The organism is Aequorivita todarodis (assembly GCF_028561335.1).
GTDB classification, from domain to species: Bacteria; Bacteroidota; Bacteroidia; order Flavobacteriales; family Flavobacteriaceae; genus Aequorivita; species Aequorivita todarodis.
Window position 1 is genome coordinate 73,975 of the sequence record NZ_JAQQTG010000003.1, and the last position, 17,584, is coordinate 91,558.

Sequence of the window (17,584 nt, forward strand, 5' to 3'; positions counted from 1 at the left end):
AACTAATTTTTGATGAATTTCTTCGTAATGTTCCCTTCGGAAGAAGTAATGGTTATAAAATACATCCCCGGTTTTAAGGTTGAAACATCTATTTCGTTTGAGGTCAATTTTTTTGTTGCATTTACGATTCTCCCATTAATATCTGAAATGGAAACAGAATCGAAATTGTTGGTAGTGGATTGAAGGATCAATTTGTTTTGGGCTGGATTTGGATAAATCCTTAAATCGGCCAAGCTGTTTTCGGGAGTTGCGAGCAGCACGTTGGTGAAGTGGGAGAGAAAGCCGGGGGCGTATTCCCACTGAAGATAATCATTTCCGTCATTTCCCTCATAAACACTGGTATCCAGAAGCATGCCGCCTTGAAGTTCATACAAGGCGTATTCCGCTTGGCCCGGCGCGCAATTGCTTTCGTCATTCATAAAATTATGGGGCTGCAAGGGAAACGCATAAATATCGCCATTTCCCAAAATAAATTCGCCGCTGATGGTTGCACAACTTTCAATGCCGGTAAACGTAAAATCTGGGTTTATGGTTATTTGGGGTGGATTGGGGCCGCTATAAAAAATAGGATCGCCCATATCTACTTCCTGCATAAAGAGATACCAGGTTTGAAACAGCATTGGGTTGGCTATAGGCGCAGGTTCGGTGCTATAATAGGCTGTATTGTAATTTGCGTCCCGTAGCCTTAAAAACTTAAACCCATTGTTTTCCGAATAATAATAAGTGAGCGTTTTGGGATCGAGATTTGAATTTGTCAAGACATCATAAAAGTATAAATCTTCGTAATAGCAATTAGGGTCTGTGCAATCATTTAGTGTAACGCCCAGATTGGAAAAGGCAATGGAATTTCCACTGAAAATTGCTTCAGCAGAAAATATATTTGAAATTCCATTGGCTACAACAGCATAGTTTCCGGAGTTATCAGTAATGGTAATGTTTGGATTTTCCCCATTGGGGGTCAGATATTCATTTCCGTTATATAAGGATTTCAAGCGGAAGGTTTCGTTCAATAATCCAGCGGGTTGGGAAATTGCAGTGTGAAAGCAAATGAAAGCTACGAGAAGGAGTACTATTTTTTTCATCTGTATATAATATTTGATAAAGCGGAAGATGGAATGCCCACATTATTCATCTTCGGGGGTTTGAAATATTTTAATGGGCATTTCATAATTAAAAAGATTTGGTATTTGAAAGATACCAAAAAATCCTTTTCAATCGCGAAGTGTCTTCCGAATTTCCCGATTCAAAAAATAACCTGTTACAAGGGTTGAAAGCACATCGGCTGCCGGAAAGGAAATCCAAACGCCAAGTTCGCCAAAGTAATGTGGCAGTATAAAAATAAGTGGAATAAAGAAAAATCCCTGTCGTGTTAATGTGAGCAATAAAGCAGGAACGGCTTTCCCGATGGCCTGAAAATAGGCGGAGCCGATCAACTGGATTGCTATAATTGGCGTTGCCGCAAACACCCAGCGCATATAGTGCGGCGTTTCTGAAAGAATATCGGCATCTGTCGTGAAAACCGAAACAATTTCCTCAGGGAAAATCATAATCACTGCAAAAATTAGTAACCCCAAACCGCCAGCATATAAAATGGCTTTGTTGATGCTTTCGCGAACTCGAGCAAATTTATGTGCGCCATAATTATAGCCTGCAATTGGTAAAAAGCCTTGGGTAACACCTAAAACCGGGAAAAGCGCAAACATCAACATCCTGCCAATAATTCCATAGGCGGCAACAGAGGCTTCGCCTCCCAAATTGAAAAGAATATTGTTCATTAAAAGATAGGTAACGCTCACTACAGCCTGTCGCGCAAGAGTTACGAAACCCAACGCTGACATTTCTTTAATAATGGAAGTGTTAAGTCCAAAATGTGGTAGACTTATTTGTAATTCCGACTTATTGCTTAAGAAAAACCAAAGTACATACGCAAAACACAAGCCATATGAAATGGTCGTAGCCCAAGCCGCCCCTTCCATGCCCATATCCAAAAGATTTATGAGAATATAGTCTAAAACAAGATTACCTACGGAAGGGATAATCATCGCAATCATTGCGAACTTAGGCTTTCCTTCGGCACGGATTACGTTGTTTCCCATCATACACAACGCCAAAAGGGGTACGCCGTAAAGAACGATGCGATAATAGATTTTTGCAGGTTCAAAAATGTCGCCTTTCCCTCCAAAAGCCGGAATGAGTTCATTTATGAAAATCAACCCAAAAACCACCATTGCAGTAGTAAGCAAAAGCGTTAAAGTAATTTGATTTCCGAAGGTTTTAAGGGCGCGCTCCTTGTTGCCAGCTCCTAAAGCACGAGAGATTATTGAAGAACCACCAATACCAATAGCCATTCCCAATGCAGCTATAAAAAACGAAACAGGTAAAACTACATTTATGGCGGCAATGGCAATGGAACCAATCCAGTTGCCCACAAAAATGGTATCCACCAGAATATTCAGCGACATTACCAAAATTCCAATAGATGCGGGAACGGCCTGTTTTATCAATAAGCTTCCAATGGAATCTGTGCCCAATGTGGCGCTTTGGTTGGGCTTCATTAGGCAATTGCGGTTTTTACATCTGCAATGCGCCATTGGTCAATCCAGCTGGTCAAGACTTCGGACCAATCATCACGGTCGTTTAAACAGGGAACAACAGTAAAATCCTTTCCGCCCGCTTCGTGAAAAATTTCTTGACCCTCCATTGCTATTTCCTCTAAGGTTTCAAGGCAATCACTTACAAAAGCTGGAGTTACAATCGCCATTTTTTTGGTTCCTTCAAGTGCCAAACGCTCTATGGTTCTATCGGTCGGCGGTTTCAGCCATGGATCAAAACCCAATCGAGATTGGAAGGCGTTGGAATATGTGCCTGGCTTTAAGTTCAATTTTTCGGCAACCAAAGCAGTGGTCTTTAAACACTGGTGGCGGTAGCAAAATTCATGGGCGGGCGATGGGGTTATGCAGCAACTGCCATCAATCTTGCAATGGTTTTTGGTAATGTCGCGCTTATAAATATGTCTTTCCGGCACACCGTGATAGCTAAAAATTAGATGTTCGTAATCTACATTTTCAAGTTTCTCTGAAATACTTTTTGAAAGCACTTCAATATATTCTGGCTTGTTGTAAAATGCGGGGAGTGATGTAATTTCCAAATGCGGAAAAAATTCATTTTTAAGCTCTTCCACTTTCACGTCAATGGTTTCTGTGGTTGCCATTGCAAATTGTGGATAAAGGGGAATGGTTAAAATTTCATCCACGCCTTGATCTACCAATTCCTGTAGTCCTTTTTTTAAAGTCATACTTCCGTAGCGCATTGCCAAAGCAACGGGAACGGTTGTTTTTTCCTGAATTTTTTTCTGAAGTCTTTCTGAAATAACAATCAAGGGTGAACCCTCGTCCCACCATATTTTTTGATAAGCTTCGGCAGATTTCTTTGGGCGGGTATTCAAAATAATTCCTCTTACTATAAAGGAACGCAGCCAAAATGGAACGTCGATGACCCGAGGATCCATCAAAAACTCATCGAGATATTTTTTAACGTCTTTTGGATTGGTACTGTCCGGCGAACCGAGATTTACGAGGAGGACTCCTTTCATAACTTTGGAAAATTTTAGGCAAAATTACTCTTTTATAATACAATCCTCAATACAGACTATATTTAAAAACAATGACACAATTTTTATTGCTTAAGCATTTAGCCCCATCAAAAACTTTTTTGGCGTTGTGCCAAATCTTTTCTTAAAAGCGGCAATAAAATGGCTGGAGGTGCTGTAACCCACTTTTAATCCTACCTCGTTCACGTTGTGAGAACCCGTGGCTAAAAGTTGGCGTGCAACTTCCATTTTATAATCAAATAGAAAACTAAAAACAGAATCGCCATAAACTTGTTTAAACCCCTCTTTCAATTTATTTAGTGGTAGGTTTATCTCGTCTGCCAATTGTTGCAGGGTTGGGGGTTCGGCCATTCGGGCGACCATAATCTGCTTGGCTTTTTTTATTTTGGAAACATTGTCTTCATCTGCCAAAAATGGGCATTGCTCTACATCGGCATCTGCTGGGCGGTTGAAGTATAAGCTTAGCAATTCGTAAGCCTTGGCCTTAAAATACAATGGTTTTATGGTTGGGTGTAGGTTGTAATTCATCAATTGGTTCAGCACTACGGCCATAGATGGCGAAATATGGCCATCCTTATAATACTTTCGGTCTTTGTTTTCTTCACTCAAAAAAGTGATGTAATTGGCTTCCGTAGAAAAAAGACTGTGGAATTTATTGATGGGAAGCAATACCGAGAGCACCCACGAATGCGGGTTAAGCGACAGATCCAGCGGCAAATCGCGTTGCGGATTATAGAGCAACAACGAATTCCCTTCCTGTATGGACAGTTTGTAATTTCCTTTGTTAAAAACAAAGGAAGCCGAGCCCTTTATACAGAAATGAAACTGGATGAAATTGGAACTCACTTCCCGCTTAAAATTTTGGTTCTCATCGGTTTCACTGTTGAATTTTAAGATGAAAAACCCGGGTGAAATCGTTGTTTCTTCATAAAAACCTATCTCCTTGGCGGGTAAACTTTGAGCGACATTTTTTGATGCTTCCATATCAATTCTGAATGCTTTCTATTTAGAATAGTTCTAAATTAAATAGTGTTAACTTTGTCCTGAAACCGCGAATTTAGGGGTTAAAATATGATAATTGTCATATTTTGCCCTTTTTTAACAGCCAACGACATAAAAGATACCGCTGGCGTTATTTTTTAAAAAACAATGCGCTTACATTTGCTCCTGTTTTATATGGAAAACTTGAAAACATATTCTGGCCAATCCCTCGAAGGCAATTTTTACGCCATCGGCCTAAACTACAAAAAAGCAGATGCCGAAATCCGTGGCCACTTCAGCATTAGTGATATTGCGAAGGAAAAAATACTCCTTCAGGCCAAAGCAGACGGCATTCCTTCCCTTACCGTAATTTCCACTTGCAACCGCACCGAGCTCTACGGCTTTGCACAGCATCCATACCAAATTATAAAATTGCTCTGCGAGCACACCAACGGCACGGTGGAGGAGTTTGAAAAAGTAGCCTATATCTATAAAAACCGCGATGCCGTATCGCATCTATTTACGGTTGGTACGGGGCTGGATAGCCAGATTTTAGGCGATTTTGAAATTATAAGCCAACTGCGAAATGCTTTCCGCGAGTCCAAAAAACACGACATCATCAATCCGTTTATGGAGCGTCTTGCCAATGCGGTCATCCAGGCCAGCAAGCGTATAAAGAACGAAACGGAGATTTCCTCCGGCGCTACCTCGGTGAGCTTTGCGGCCGTGCAATACATAATGTCGCGCGTGCCCCATATTTCCGAAAAGAACATATTGCTCTTCGGTACCGGGAAAATAGGTAGAAATACCTGTGAAAACCTGATCAAGCATACCAAAAATGACCATATCACCCTTATAAACCGCACCAAGGAAAAGGCCGAAAAGGTGGCCGGCAAATTCAATTTGGTGGTGAAGGACTATGCCGATATACAAAGCGAAATAGCCCAGGCCGATGTGCTTATCGTCGCTACCGGCGCGCAACAGCCTACTATTTCCAAAGAGCTTCTGTACTTGAAAAGACCGTTGCTTATCCTGGACCTCTCGATTCCGAAAAACGTTTCCGAGGATGTCCTGGAGAACGAATTGGTTACCCTGGTGCATATGGACCATCTATCTGCGGTAACGGACAATACACTTGAAAAACGGGCGGCCCAACTTCCGCAGGCGAAGAAAATAATAGCCGAAATAGAAAAGGAATTCAACCAGTGGGCCGACAACCGAAAGTTTGCGCCTACCATTAAGGCCCTTAAAAGTAAGCTGTTGGAAATCAAGGAAGGGGAAATTGACTATCAGCGCAAAAAGATTGATGGATTCAACGAGGCCCAGGCCGAAATAATCAGCGACCGTCTTATCCAAAAAATAACTACACATTTCGCCAATCACCTGAAAGGCGAGGAAGGCGCTGCCGAAAGTATAGAACTCATCCGAAGGGTTTTCCAACTTGAAACTGCCTAATCTTGAAAAAAACAATCCGAATTGGCACCCGCGACAGTGAACTTGCACTTTGGCAAGCCAACACCGTAAAATCCAAACTTGAGGCTTTGGGCTATACCACCCAGTTGGTTCCCGTAAAGTCTGAAGGCGACTTGGTGCTGGACAAGCCCCTTTACGAAATGGGCATTACCGGCATTTTTACCAAAACGCTGGACGTCGCAATGATAAAAGGCACGGTGGACATTGCCGTGCACAGTATGAAGGACGTGCCCACGCAATTGCCCAATGGTATCGTGCAGACCGCTGTTTTGGCGCGTGCCTCTTCCGAAGATATTTTGGTACAGCCCCCCTTAATCCCCCCGAGGGGGGAAATTGACCCAGAGCAACCCTGTACCATCGCAACGGGAAGTTTGCGTCGGCAGGCACAATGGCTTCACCGTTACCCACATCATAAAGTTGTGGATCTGCGCGGAAATGTAAACACCCGTCTTCAGAAATTAAAGGACAACAACTGGCAGGGCGCAATTTTCGCGAAAGCTGGTTTACAGAGATTAGGATATGTGAGTGAAGCGAACATAAAAAGCCCCTCCTTTGGAGGGGTTGGGGAGGCTTTTTGGGAGGTTTTAGACTGGATGCTCCCCGCCCCGGCACAGGGCGCAATGGTTATTGTAGCTTTGGAAAATGATGATTTTTGCAAGGAAGCCACTTCAAAATTGAACGATCCCGCTTCCGAAATCTGCACCCATATAGAACGCGAATTCTTAAGAACCCTCGAAGGTGGCTGTACCGCGCCAATCGGTGCGTTTGCTGAAATAATTGAGGACAAGGTCCTCCTTAAGGGCTGCCTGTTTTCTTTGGACGGAAAGGAAAAATTGGAGATTGAAAAGACTGTGGACAAAACCGATTACCTACATTTTGGAAAGGAATGCGCCTTGCAGATATTGAAAAATGGCGGCAGCGAATTGATGGCGCAAATCAAGAGCCAGATCAATAAGTAAGTATTTTAAATTTCATTGAAATGAAAAGCGTTCTCTCAACAAAAAAATTGAGTCCTTCTCAAAGGGAACTGCTCGTAAACGCCGGAATTTCCCTCGTAGATTACAATGCCATAAACATTGAATTTGTTCCTTTTAAAGCCCCGAATACTGTGGAAAATGCTATTTTCACAAGTCAAAATGCTGTAAAGGCCTATTTAAATGAAAAAGACCAACTCCCCTCTCCTTTGGAAGGAGAGGGGTGGGGGGTGAGGATGTTTTGCGTGGGTGAAAAGACGAAATCGCTTCTGGAGGAAAACGGGTTCAAAGTGGTCAAAATGACCGAATATGCTTCCGAATTGGCTTCGTATTTAGTTGAAAACCATAAAAATGATTCCTTTCACTTTTTCTGCGGAAACATCCGAAGCGATGAAATTCCCTCAAAATTGAAGGAAAACCATATCGCTTTTGAAGAAATTGAAGTATATAAAACAACGTTGAATCCGAAGAAATTTGAAAGGCAGTTTGATGCAATCTTGTTTTTCAGTCCAAGCGGCGTGCGAAGTTATTGCGAGGAACGAAGCAATCTTACTAATGATGAACCAACATTCGTTTGTATTGGCACAACAACTGCTTCCGAAGCAAAAAAATATACCGAAAACGTAGTAATTGCAAATGCCACAACCGTGGAAAGCGTAATTGCCAAAACGGTCAAAAAATTAAAAACATAGAAATTATAAACCTAACAGGTTTTTAAAAACCTGTTAGGTTTGAACTAAAGCTTATGATAAAGAACGATTTATTCTTAAAAGCCCTCCGCGGCGAAAACGTGGAGCGACCGCCTGTTTGGATGATGCGCCAGGCCGGAAGATACTTGCCCGAATTTCAGGAGATAAAAGCGAAATACGACTTTTTCACCCGTTGCCAAACCCCCGAACTTGCAAGTGAGATTACCGTGCAGCCCATCCGCAGATACGGCATGGACGCTGCTATATTGTTCAGCGATATTTTGGTAATTCCGCAGGCAATGAACATTCACGTAGAGATGAAACCCGGCGTTGGCCCCTGGTTGCCGGATCCAATCCGCTCCGCAAAAGATTTGCAACGAGTAATTGTGCCGGACATCAACGAAACCCTCGGCTATGTAATGGAAGCCATAAAGATGACGAAAGAAAAACTGAACAACGAAATTCCGTTGATTGGTTTTGCGGGTAGTCCGTGGACCATTCTTTGTTATTGCGTGCAGGGGCAAGGCTCCAAAAACTTTGATAAGGCGAAGGAGTTCTGCTTTACCCAACCCGTATTGGCCCACGAACTGCTTCAAAAAATAACCGATACCACCATTCTATATCTAAAGGAAAAGGTAAAAGCTGGCGTAAATGCCGTGCAGGTTTTTGACAGTTGGGGCGGCATGCTTTCGCCCACCGATTATCAGGAATTCAGCTGGCAATATATGCAGCAAATAATTGATGCCCTAAAAAATGAAACGCCCGTTATCGCTTTTGGGAAAGGTTGCTGGTTCGCATTGGACACCATGGCAAAAAGCGGTGCATCGGCTTTGGGGGTAGATTGGACTTGTTCCCCAAGAAACGCTCGCTATTTGACTGGCGGAAAGATTACTTTACAGGGAAATTTCGACCCCACGCGCCTTTTCAGTCCGCCATCCGAAATAAAAAAGATGGTAAAACAGATGATTGATGAATTCGGGAAAGACCGCTATATCGTGAATTTGGGCCACGGAATCCTGCCCAATATTCCGCTGGAAAATGCAGGCGCCTTTATTGAAGCGGTGAAGGAATACAAGCAGGAATAGATGCTTTGGCGGATTGTAAGAAATCTGGATTTCGGGCAGCTCTTTGGGTTGCTTGGTCTTTTTCTTAGGAATCCGTTGTACATCTTTCCGACCATTTTCGCCACAAAGAAATGTATGACAATTGCCGAACGGGAGTACGGCAGCAAGCATCATTTGGGAAATCCCGCGAATGCATTCCGGCATGCGCTTTGGGTAATTTTGATAACCAAAAAATGCCTGAAATGGCAGAACAACGAACAAAAGGTAAAAGCCTGGGCAAAGCAGTTTACCGATTGGCACGAGGATTTTTCGCCCAACAAAGCGTTGGAACGCGCCATGGATTTGCACAATAATGCAATGGGACTTCGTTATTTTGAGCAGATAAAAGACAGAAACGAAGCAGAAACGGTTTCATTTTTAAAACAAAGAGCTTCGGAAGCGGTAAAAGTTTTAACGGTTGAAGAGGTTAAAAGTATTGAGGATAAATTAGTTTATATCGATTGAAAAGAACCTAACGGGTTTTCGGAACCTGTTAGGTTTGGATTTAGGAAAATGGTCAAAAACATTCTAAAAGGTATAAAAGCATACGGAGGCACTTTCAAGCTAATAGGCAGACTTGGACTTTGGAAGTACTTCGGCATCCCGATGGCCATTAGTTTTTTGACCGCTGTTTTGATAGGCTTTTCCGCTTGGGGCTTGAGCGATAATCTGGGAGCCTTTATTTCAAAAATCTGGTTTTGGGAATGGGGCGCCGAAACATTCCGGACCATCAGCGATTTTATTGGCGCATTAATTATCATCGCTTTGGGACTAATTCTTTACCGTCATATCGTGATGGCATTGAGCGCACCCTTTATGAGTCCGGTTTCAGAAAAAATTGAAAAGCATTTTTATGGCGAAAACCATTCCCATAGAAATACTTCAAACGCGGAACAGCTTTGGCGTGGCATCCGAATAAACGTTCGAAATTTACTGATGGAGCTATTGCTCACACTCCCGATAATCTTGATAGGGTTTATACCCGTTGTGGGAATAATTTCTTCGGTACTTTTGTTTTTGGTGCAGAGCTATTACGCGGGGTTCGGGAATATGGATTATACGTTGGAAAGGCATTATAAATATGCCGAAAGTATCGAGTTTGTTAAAAGAAACCGCGGCTTGGCAATCGGCAACGGCATGGTTTTTATGCTGATGCTGTTGATTCCGGTAATTGGAATTATTTTGGTATTGCCCCTTTCGGTGACTGCGGCGAGTACGGAGACTTTAAAGGTTTTGGAAACGACCAAGCAAATTGGTTTTAATAGAAATTTGGATAAAAATTAAAAGATACCCGCCTGCGCGGGCATGGTAATGAAAGAAAAGTTTGTAGCATATATAAAGAATTTACAGAACGGAATCACTTCCGCTTTGGAGGAAATTGACGGTAAAGCAAAATTCAAGGAAGACAAATGGACACGTGCGGAAGGCGGCGGCGGCCAAACACGAGTGATTGAAAATGGCGCCGTTTTTGAAAAAGGCGGGGTAAACATAAGCGAAGTCCACGGAAAACTTCCGGAGAGTATGCAGCAATATTTCGGCGTAAAAGATGCCGATTTCTTTGCATGTGGCCTCAGTTTGGTGCTTCACCCAAAAAGTCCGATGGTGCCAACGGTACACGCAAACTGGCGTTATTTTGAAATGTACGATTCCGAAGGTAAAATCGTGGACAGCTGGTTTGGCGGCGGACAGGATTTAACGCCTTATTATCTTTTTGGGGAAGATGCGAAGCATTTTCACAAAGTCTGCAAAACCGCTTGCGACAAGCATAATCCCAAATTTTATAAAACCTATAAAAAGCGCTGCGACGAATATTTTTGGAACGCGCATCGCGAAGAAGCGAGAGGGGTTGGCGGTCTTTTCTTTGATTATTTAAAGGAAACGGATACGATGAAAATGCAGGATTGGTACAATTTCGTAACCGAAGTTGGCAATAGTTTTTTGGAATGCTATCTCCCCATTGTTGAAAAAAGAAAAAACCTTCCCTATTCCGAAGAAAACAGAACTTGGCAAGAAATACGCCGTGGCCGTTATGTTGAGTTTAATTTAGTTCACGATAAAGGAACGCTTTTCGGCCTAAAAACCAATGGCCGTATCGAAAGTATTTTGATGAGTTTGCCGCCCCACGTTCAGTGGCGCTATGATTTTCATCCCGAGAAGGGAAGCGAGGAAGAAAAATTATTAGAGGCATTAAAAAAACCACAAAATTGGATTTATTAATAATTATAACGTATATTTAGCTATGCTTAAGTATAATGAAAAGATTTTAGTTTTTGAATATATCATTCATAAACTTAAAGATTGGTTTGTAGAAGTTAACGCATTAAATTCTATTGGTGAATTTAATAATGTTAATGATTTCAGTATTTTGAAAGTTGTAAAACTACATTTCCTAGTAATTGCTGTAAATAGTAATGAAAATGACTTGCTTTTAGTTAATCATAAATTTTATGCAATGCCCTATGGACCTGTAGAAACAGATATTTATAATAGATTAAAAAGCGGTCAACCTTTTACTGAATTTTCTATAAATAATTTTAAAACTGCATTTAATGAAAATTCTCAACTTCCAAATATAGCCCCAAATTATTCCACTCAAATTAAAAATTCAATTGAAAAATTGAGAACTATTAGCCCTATGCTCATTAATAGTGATGCTGGTTATCTTGTCGATTTAACTCATAATTGGACCTCTTGGAAAATAACTTATAGTAAAGCCCGACACATGGGAACCTTTTCAATGCCTATTGAAAGTGAACTAATTCGCAATGACAATAAAATATTAAATACTAGACTGGTGTTTTAATAAATGAAATGGCTTCAAAAACTTCATGACGAGATATTATCATCTTTTAGTAACCCAGAGTGGGTGAATGATTTACTATCTGAGTCCGAAAAAAATCCAGAGAAATTTGCCGAAGATTTAAAACTTAAAGAGAGGCTTTTATTAATTGATTTTTCGCAATATCTAAATTATTCTGTTTTAGAGGGAGAATACGTTTATGACCAAGATAAGTTTAATAAATTAATAGAAGAACTTTTAAGACTTTTAGGGGCAATTCAAGTTCAACAAATTGCGGATGATGAAGATTTTAAATTCACGTCCATCTATGAAAATGAAAGGTTTCTTTTTACATTAAAAAAAGCGATACAGTTCTATAAAAGGATTTCAAATTATTTTCATAGAATCATAAATAATCCTCATAAAAATATTGTCTTTGACTTTCACAATGTCCTTAATGAAGACGAGACAACTAAATATCTTAAAGAACCTGGCAAAGATTTAGAAATTAGTTTATTAGAGCTATTTAAGGAATGTCTCTACACCTCATTAGATGGTTTTAAATTAAGAAATAATATCGCGTATTTTCAAGCAATAATTCTTAGAAAAGATTCTTTAGAATCTATTAAGGATAATTTACAATTTGAAGGTTCGGATATTTATCATAAAACTATTGATTTATTAAAGGAAATAAATACTTTCTTTTTGCGAAAAATAATTATCCGAAGCAATCAAATAGACGATACTTATAATGAAAAATATGTATTTAAAGGTGAAGAATATCATTTTGCACTCAGTGAACATCCACTAGCAACTCCGCTATTTAATCATTGGGATAATTATTCGCAATTACATTTTCTAAGCGAAGATAATAATGATAAAAAAATTTTTCTAAAAAGGAATGCTGAAGAATTATTAAAGCAAAATAATCAACATATAAGTAGCTATGAAGAAGTTCATAAATTAATAAAGTATTATAAAGATATTTCTACGAATCTTGAAAGTTTAAAACAATTGAAGTTTTTTTTTAAGCCACAAGATGAAAATATAGTATTTAATAAATATGCATTTAATANTTTCAAGAAACTATCTTATGAATAATATTCTTTCCTTAAGAATAAAGAAAGAATTAAAATTATTAAGTAATACCAATGATATTTCTCCCACTATTTCAAATCTTGAATCTGAAATTGAGAGTTTACATAAAACCTCATTAGTAAATAACTTTTTTCCTTATCACAAATTATGTGAGTTTTTAAAAAAATTCATTGTTAAAACTATCGCAAGCGAAAATATTAAAAGTAATAATGCTGATTTAAAAATTTCAAGTGCTGAAAATGCATTGAATAAACTTAAAAAATTATTGAAAATTTATAAAAAGAACCTCAAGTGGTCTAAAACTCATTTGTTTAATTCATTTCAAAATCCTTTTAGTGAATGTGTGTTAAATTATTCACTAAGTGATAATATTGATTTGAAAATATTTATTGCATCCAGCTTTTCGCTACCCATTGATTATAAAAAATATGATGAAAAAACCGCTTCTTTGGATAGTTTTGTTGTCAGTGTAAATAATGAAATTAAAAGTCTCAAAAATATCCTGTCACTTACAAATATTCTTGAAAAAAAAGAAAAAGAAATTCAAAGTAATATTAATGATAATCTTAAAAAAAATATTGAAATATTAGGTATTTTCAGCGCCATAATTGCATTAGTATTTGGGGGTATTTCCACTATAAATAGTGACAAAATTTTATTTGAACAACAATTTATAATTCTTGTTACTTTATTCATAATACTGTTCTCTTTTATTACCCTTCTTAGGAGTTTTATATATAAAGAAAAAAATTGGTATTCTGTTTTAGGTTATTTTGTCGTCTATTTAATATTTCTTATTGTAATAATTATTCTATTATCACTTGTAGTAAAAATTAATTCATAAATGTACCCACTAAGAAGAAACCGAAGATTGCGAACCAATGAAAGCATGCGAAGCCTGGTTCGTGAAACCATTATAAGCCCCAATGATTTTATCGTGCCGCTTTTTGTGGTGGAAGGAAAGGGCGTAAAGGAGGAAATTGCCTCGATGCCGAACTATTACAGGTTGAGTTTGGATAATCTTCAAAAAGAAGTAAAAGAGCTTTGGAAACTCGGTTTGAAGTCGGTTTTGCTTTTTGTGAAAGTTGATGATAAACTGAAGGACAATAGCGGAAAGGAAGCCTTAAATGCCGATGGATTGATGCAACGCGCCATTAAGACCGTAAAAAACGCCGTGCCGGAAATGATTGTAATGACCGATGTGGCCTTGGATCCTTTTTCAGTGTATGGCCACGACGGAATTATTTCCGAAGGAAAAGTTTTGAACGACGATACCAATGCGGTCTTGGCAGAAATGTCTTTAAGCCATGCCATTGCGGGAGCAGATGTTGTCGCGCCCAGCGATATGATGGACGGACGCATTTTTGAAATCAGAACCCTTTTAGAGGACGAAGGTTTCTGCGATACCGCGATTATGGCTTACAGCGCCAAATATGCTTCGGCATTTTACGGGCCGTTCCGGGACGCGTTGGATTCTGCTCCAGTGGATGTGAAGGATATTCCGAAGGATAAAAAAACCTATCAAATGGATTACGGCAACCGCGAGGAAGCCATCCGAGAAACCCTGATGGATATTGACGAGGGCGCAGATATTGTAATGGTAAAACCCGGACTTTGTTATTTGGACATCGTCCGCGAGATTAAGGATGCCGTAAATGTTCCCGTGGCGGTTTATCAAGTAAGTGGCGAATATGCCATGCTAAAAGCAGCGGCCGAAAAAGGTTGGCTTGACCACGATGCGGTTATGATGGAACAACTTACGGCCATTAAGCGCGCAGGAGCAACAATGATTGCAAGTTATTTTGCAAAAGATGTTGTAAAACTGATTAATTAATAAATTTTTTCAGCGCTGAATTCAATTTTCGCATACATTTGCGGCGTGAAACATGTTGAAAAACATATAGGTAGGTTGCTGGTCTCGATTGCCATTTTATTGGTTTTCGGGAATTTGGCTTTTGCTGGAGAAACGGTAGTTAAGAACAAAACCACCAAAATTTCAGCTTTACAACACAACGATCACAGCAAACCTTTTGTTTTTAATGAGATCGCTGTTGGCGAGCTTTCGCAAACGGTTTCGCAGAATGAATATTTGGGGCTCGGGTTGTTTGGAACATTTTATTCCAGTCAGGATTTTTCTTTTGCCCGCGTTTCTTCAGCAAATAATTCTTCTTATTTTATAAAAGACAAACGGGAGCTCATCTTCCGGCATTTGTTTCCCTTCCACTTTTTTTGGTGATTTTTTGATGGTTTTTTGGCTGTGTTTGGATTGATTTTCAAACGCTTATTTATTCAAAATTATTCATCTTAAAATTTATTCAATATGGAATTTAGTGCAACCCTTGTGGGAATTATTATCGTTTTATTAATGTTGGTGCCAGTAGCTTTTTTGATAATGAGCACTTCTGGCAAAGACAACAAAGTGAAGAAATCTGTAAAACAGCTGTCGCAGACCAATGGTATCCAGTTAAAAAGCATTGATGTTATCGGCAATTGCGTGATTGGCGTGGATGAGATTTCAAAAAAGTTGGTTTATACTTCAAAAAGAAATCCTTCCGCAGATTTTAAAATCGTAAATATGGAAGAAGTGAAGGACTGTCGCGCAAAAACTATCAAGCAGTCCGAGAAAACCCTTGACTGGGTTGGGCTGGAACTGGTGGAGAAAACCGGCAAACGCGAAATACCATTTTATAACGAGTATGATGAAAACGAACTTTCAAAAGATCCTTTTGTGTGTCTTCAAACTGCCAAACGTTGGGAAAGTACGCTGCGGCCGCTTTTAAAAGCTTCGTAAAAAATAATTTAAAAAAACCGTCCCCTGTGGCGGTTTTTTTGTGCAATTAACAAAGTGTTTCGACGAAAACAGTTTGTAAATCTTTATTTTAGGGGAAAATTATTTCAACCCTATGACCTTACTTATTGTTTATGCCGTTCTTTCAATTCTAATTTCCTTTTTATGCTCTATTTTGGAGGCGGCATTGTTAAGTTTTACGCCAACCTACTTGCGGATGAAAACCCAGGAGGGAAAAAATTATGCCACGACCCTTACCAATTTTAAAAAAGATATAGACAAACCCCTAATAGCAATCTTGACGCTAAATACCATTGCGCACACCGTGGGTGCAATCTTGGTAGGGGTGCAGGCCGAAAAATTGCCTTACAAAGTAGAACTTTGGGGAATGAACATCGTGGGCATTGTTTCAGCGATTATGACGATGCTTATTTTGGTGGTTTCAGAAATAATCCCAAAAACAATCGGCGCCACCTATTGGAAAAAGCTCGGCCCTTTTACGGCGATGTTTTTGAATCTTATCATATTTCCCCTAAAATATACCGGGATTTTATGGCTGTTGATGTTGATAACGCGACTGGTGGGAAAATCTGCACACGTAAGCACGATGAGCCGCGAGGAATTTATCGCCATTACCGATGCTGCGGAAGAAGAGGGCGTGTTTGAGGAAAGCGAAACAACGGTAATCAAAAACCTATTGGTTTTTAAAAGCGTGCAGGCCAAGGATGTGATGACGCCCTTTACGGTGGTTACGCTGGAAGACGAAACCATGAGTTTGGAAAATTTTCACCAAAGCCACAAAAGCTTGCGGTTTTCGAGGATTCCGGTGTATAAGGGGAAAAGCCACAATATTACCGGGTTTGTGCTTCGGGATGATATTTTGGAGGAAATCGTGGAAGACCGCGGCGACAAACTGTTGAGCGATTTGAAGCGGGAGATTTTTGTGGTTTCTGCCGATAAGCCCATTCCGGAACTCTTTGAAACGTTTATAAAACAACGCGTACACATTGCTTCGGTGGTCGATGATTTTGGAAACACCATAGGCGTGGTAACGATGGAGGATATTATTGAAACCCTTTTGGGGCTTGAAATTATGGACGAGAGCGACAGTATTGAGGATATGCAGCTGCAGGCCCGGAAGAACTGGGAAAAACGCGCCAAACGGATGGGAATACAATTAAACCAAATTGTTGAACCAAAAGAAGAAAACGAAGAATGAAAACCGCATATATAAACACTCCCGTTGGGCTTTTGGAATTGAAGGGCGATGCCGAAGGTTTGGCATCGGTTCTTTTCAAAGATGTTGAAAATGTTGTTATCTCTGAAAAAATACCAACAGAATTGAGGGATGCGGCTTCGCAACTCTGGGAATATTTTGAAGGGAAGCGGAAGGAATTCAACTTAAAACTTTCCCCGGAAGGGACCGATTTTCAGAAGAAGGTTTGGGAACAATTACAGCAGATTCCTTTTGGAAAAACCATGAACTATCAACAAATGGCGAACAAGTTGGGCGACCCAAAAGTGATTCGGGCAGCGGCTTCGGCCAATGGGAAGAACCCGATTTCTATCATTATTCCCTGTCATCGCGTAATAGGCAGCGATGGCTCGCTTACTGGTTATGCAGGGGGGCTTCACCGTAAAAAATGGTTATTGGAATTTGAAAGTCCCGCGCCACAGCAAACTTTGTTTTAGAAATTTTCACAGTTTAAATATTTGTGCATGTACTTTCTTATATGCACAAAAAATCTAAAAAATTGTGCACAACAATGATAACGCGCACAAATATTCCGTATTTTTATGTGTAAAAATTTTTATATGAATATTGAAATCCTTCCCATCCCTCCAGAACCCAATTGTGAAACAATAGCAATTTTAAAAGCATTATCCCAAGCAGGACGTGCTCTAGGAGAATTAAAAGGAGAGGTAAAACGAATCCCAAACTCTCAAATTTTAATAGATACTTTTGTAAGCTTCCCTTAAAACCGAACTGTTTAAAAGTAGAATAATTATCTTAATTTTAAACAGTATTATGAGACGAAGTAAATTTTCACCGCAACAAATTGCAAAGATTTTAAAAGAATTCGACAAC

General features: G+C 39.7%; 19 protein-coding genes. 15 read left to right on the forward strand and 4 right to left on the reverse strand.

Features of this window, described 5'->3' with window-relative positions; translation table 11 throughout:
• Positions 1 to 2: 2 nt before the first annotated feature.
• From POV26_RS01655 to POV26_RS01670, 4 genes are all read right to left on the reverse strand, one after another.
• Positions 3 to 1,082, reverse strand: a complete 1,080-nt coding sequence (locus POV26_RS01655) for a T9SS type A sorting domain-containing protein (protein ID WP_272854754.1) — start codon at positions 1,080 to 1,082, stop codon at positions 3 to 5.
• A 129-nt stretch (positions 1,083 to 1,211) separates the two neighbouring features.
• Positions 1,212 to 2,555, reverse strand: a complete 1,344-nt coding sequence (locus POV26_RS01660) for an MATE family efflux transporter (protein WP_272854755.1) — start codon at positions 2,553 to 2,555, stop codon at positions 1,212 to 1,214.
• On the reverse strand, positions 2,555 to 3,592 hold the full coding sequence (gene hemH, locus POV26_RS01665; RefSeq protein WP_062620141.1) for a ferrochelatase: 1,038 nt from the start codon (positions 3,590 to 3,592) through the stop codon (positions 2,555 to 2,557). Before hemH ends, POV26_RS01660 begins: the two co-directional genes overlap by 1 nt.
• A 90-nt stretch (positions 3,593 to 3,682) precedes the next feature.
• Positions 3,683 to 4,594 (reverse strand): AraC family transcriptional regulator, encoded by a 912-nt coding sequence (locus POV26_RS01670; protein ID WP_062620139.1) that lies wholly within the window; start codon positions 4,592 to 4,594, stop codon positions 3,683 to 3,685.
• Between the two features lie 192 nt (positions 4,595 to 4,786).
• Between POV26_RS01670 and hemA the strand changes: the two genes are divergently transcribed.
• The 15 genes from hemA to POV26_RS01745 all read left to right on the forward strand — a co-directional run bounded on the left by hemA (position 4,787) and on the right by POV26_RS01745 (position 17,475).
• On the forward strand, positions 4,787 to 6,046 hold the full coding sequence (gene hemA / locus POV26_RS01675) for a glutamyl-tRNA reductase (protein ID WP_272854770.1): 1,260 nt from the start codon (positions 4,787 to 4,789) through the stop codon (positions 6,044 to 6,046).
• 2 nt (positions 6,047 to 6,048) lie between these two features.
• Positions 6,049 to 7,023 (forward strand): hydroxymethylbilane synthase, encoded by a 975-nt coding sequence (gene hemC, locus POV26_RS01680; RefSeq protein ID WP_272854756.1) that lies wholly within the window; start codon positions 6,049 to 6,051, stop codon positions 7,021 to 7,023.
• A 20-nt stretch (positions 7,024 to 7,043) separates the two neighbouring features.
• Positions 7,044 to 7,730 (forward strand): uroporphyrinogen-III synthase, encoded by a 687-nt coding sequence (locus POV26_RS01685; RefSeq protein ID WP_272854757.1) that lies wholly within the window; start codon positions 7,044 to 7,046, stop codon positions 7,728 to 7,730.
• 53 nt (positions 7,731 to 7,783) lie between these two features.
• Entirely contained in the window at positions 7,784 to 8,812 is a 1,029-nt protein-coding gene (hemE, locus tag POV26_RS01690; protein ID WP_272854758.1) for a uroporphyrinogen decarboxylase, read from the forward strand.
• Positions 8,813 to 9,295, forward strand: coding sequence for a DUF6973 domain-containing protein (locus POV26_RS01695; protein ID WP_272854759.1), 483 nt, complete (start codon positions 8,813 to 8,815; stop codon positions 9,293 to 9,295).
• A 48-nt stretch (positions 9,296 to 9,343) separates the two neighbouring features.
• Positions 9,344 to 10,114 (forward strand): EI24 domain-containing protein, encoded by a 771-nt coding sequence (locus POV26_RS01700; protein ID WP_272854760.1) that lies wholly within the window; start codon positions 9,344 to 9,346, stop codon positions 10,112 to 10,114.
• A 27-nt stretch (positions 10,115 to 10,141) separates the two neighbouring features.
• Complete coding sequence (hemF, locus tag POV26_RS01705; protein WP_272854771.1) at positions 10,142 to 11,047, forward strand: oxygen-dependent coproporphyrinogen oxidase; 906 nt, start codon at positions 10,142 to 10,144, stop codon at positions 11,045 to 11,047.
• A 22-nt stretch (positions 11,048 to 11,069) separates the two neighbouring features.
• Positions 11,070 to 11,633: a type II toxin-antitoxin system antitoxin SocA domain-containing protein gene (locus POV26_RS01710; protein ID WP_272854761.1), complete on the forward strand. Its 564-nt coding sequence runs from the start codon at positions 11,070 to 11,072 to the stop codon at positions 11,631 to 11,633.
• Positions 11,634 to 12,702: 1,069 nt separating this feature from the next.
• Positions 12,703 to 13,551 carry a hypothetical protein gene (locus POV26_RS01715; protein WP_272854762.1) on the forward strand — a complete coding sequence of 283 codons (849 nt, stop codon included), beginning with the start codon at positions 12,703 to 12,705 and terminating at the stop codon, positions 13,549 to 13,551.
• On the forward strand, positions 13,552 to 14,541 hold the full coding sequence (hemB, locus tag POV26_RS01720; protein ID WP_272854763.1) for a porphobilinogen synthase: 990 nt from the start codon (positions 13,552 to 13,554) through the stop codon (positions 14,539 to 14,541).
• Between the two features lie 45 nt (positions 14,542 to 14,586).
• Positions 14,587 to 14,943 carry a hypothetical protein gene (locus POV26_RS01725; RefSeq protein WP_272854764.1) on the forward strand — a complete coding sequence of 119 codons (357 nt, stop codon included), beginning with the start codon at positions 14,587 to 14,589 and terminating at the stop codon, positions 14,941 to 14,943.
• A gap of 84 nt (positions 14,944 to 15,027) precedes the next feature.
• Positions 15,028 to 15,498: a hypothetical protein gene (locus tag POV26_RS01730; protein WP_272854765.1), complete on the forward strand. Its 471-nt coding sequence runs from the start codon at positions 15,028 to 15,030 to the stop codon at positions 15,496 to 15,498.
• A gap of 112 nt (positions 15,499 to 15,610) precedes the next feature.
• The gene (locus POV26_RS01735) at positions 15,611 to 16,714 is read left to right on the forward strand and encodes a CNNM domain-containing protein (RefSeq protein ID WP_272854766.1); all 1,104 of its coding nucleotides are present in this window, start codon (positions 15,611 to 15,613) and stop codon (positions 16,712 to 16,714) included.
• Entirely contained in the window at positions 16,711 to 17,187 is a 477-nt protein-coding gene (locus POV26_RS01740) for a methylated-DNA--[protein]-cysteine S-methyltransferase (RefSeq protein ID WP_272854767.1), read from the forward strand. Before POV26_RS01735 ends, POV26_RS01740 begins: the two co-directional genes overlap by 4 nt.
• Before the next feature lie 123 nt (positions 17,188 to 17,310).
• On the forward strand, positions 17,311 to 17,475 hold the full coding sequence (locus POV26_RS01745; RefSeq protein ID WP_272854768.1) for a Fic/DOC family N-terminal domain-containing protein: 165 nt from the start codon (positions 17,311 to 17,313) through the stop codon (positions 17,473 to 17,475).
• Positions 17,476 to 17,584: the final 109 nt, after the last annotated feature.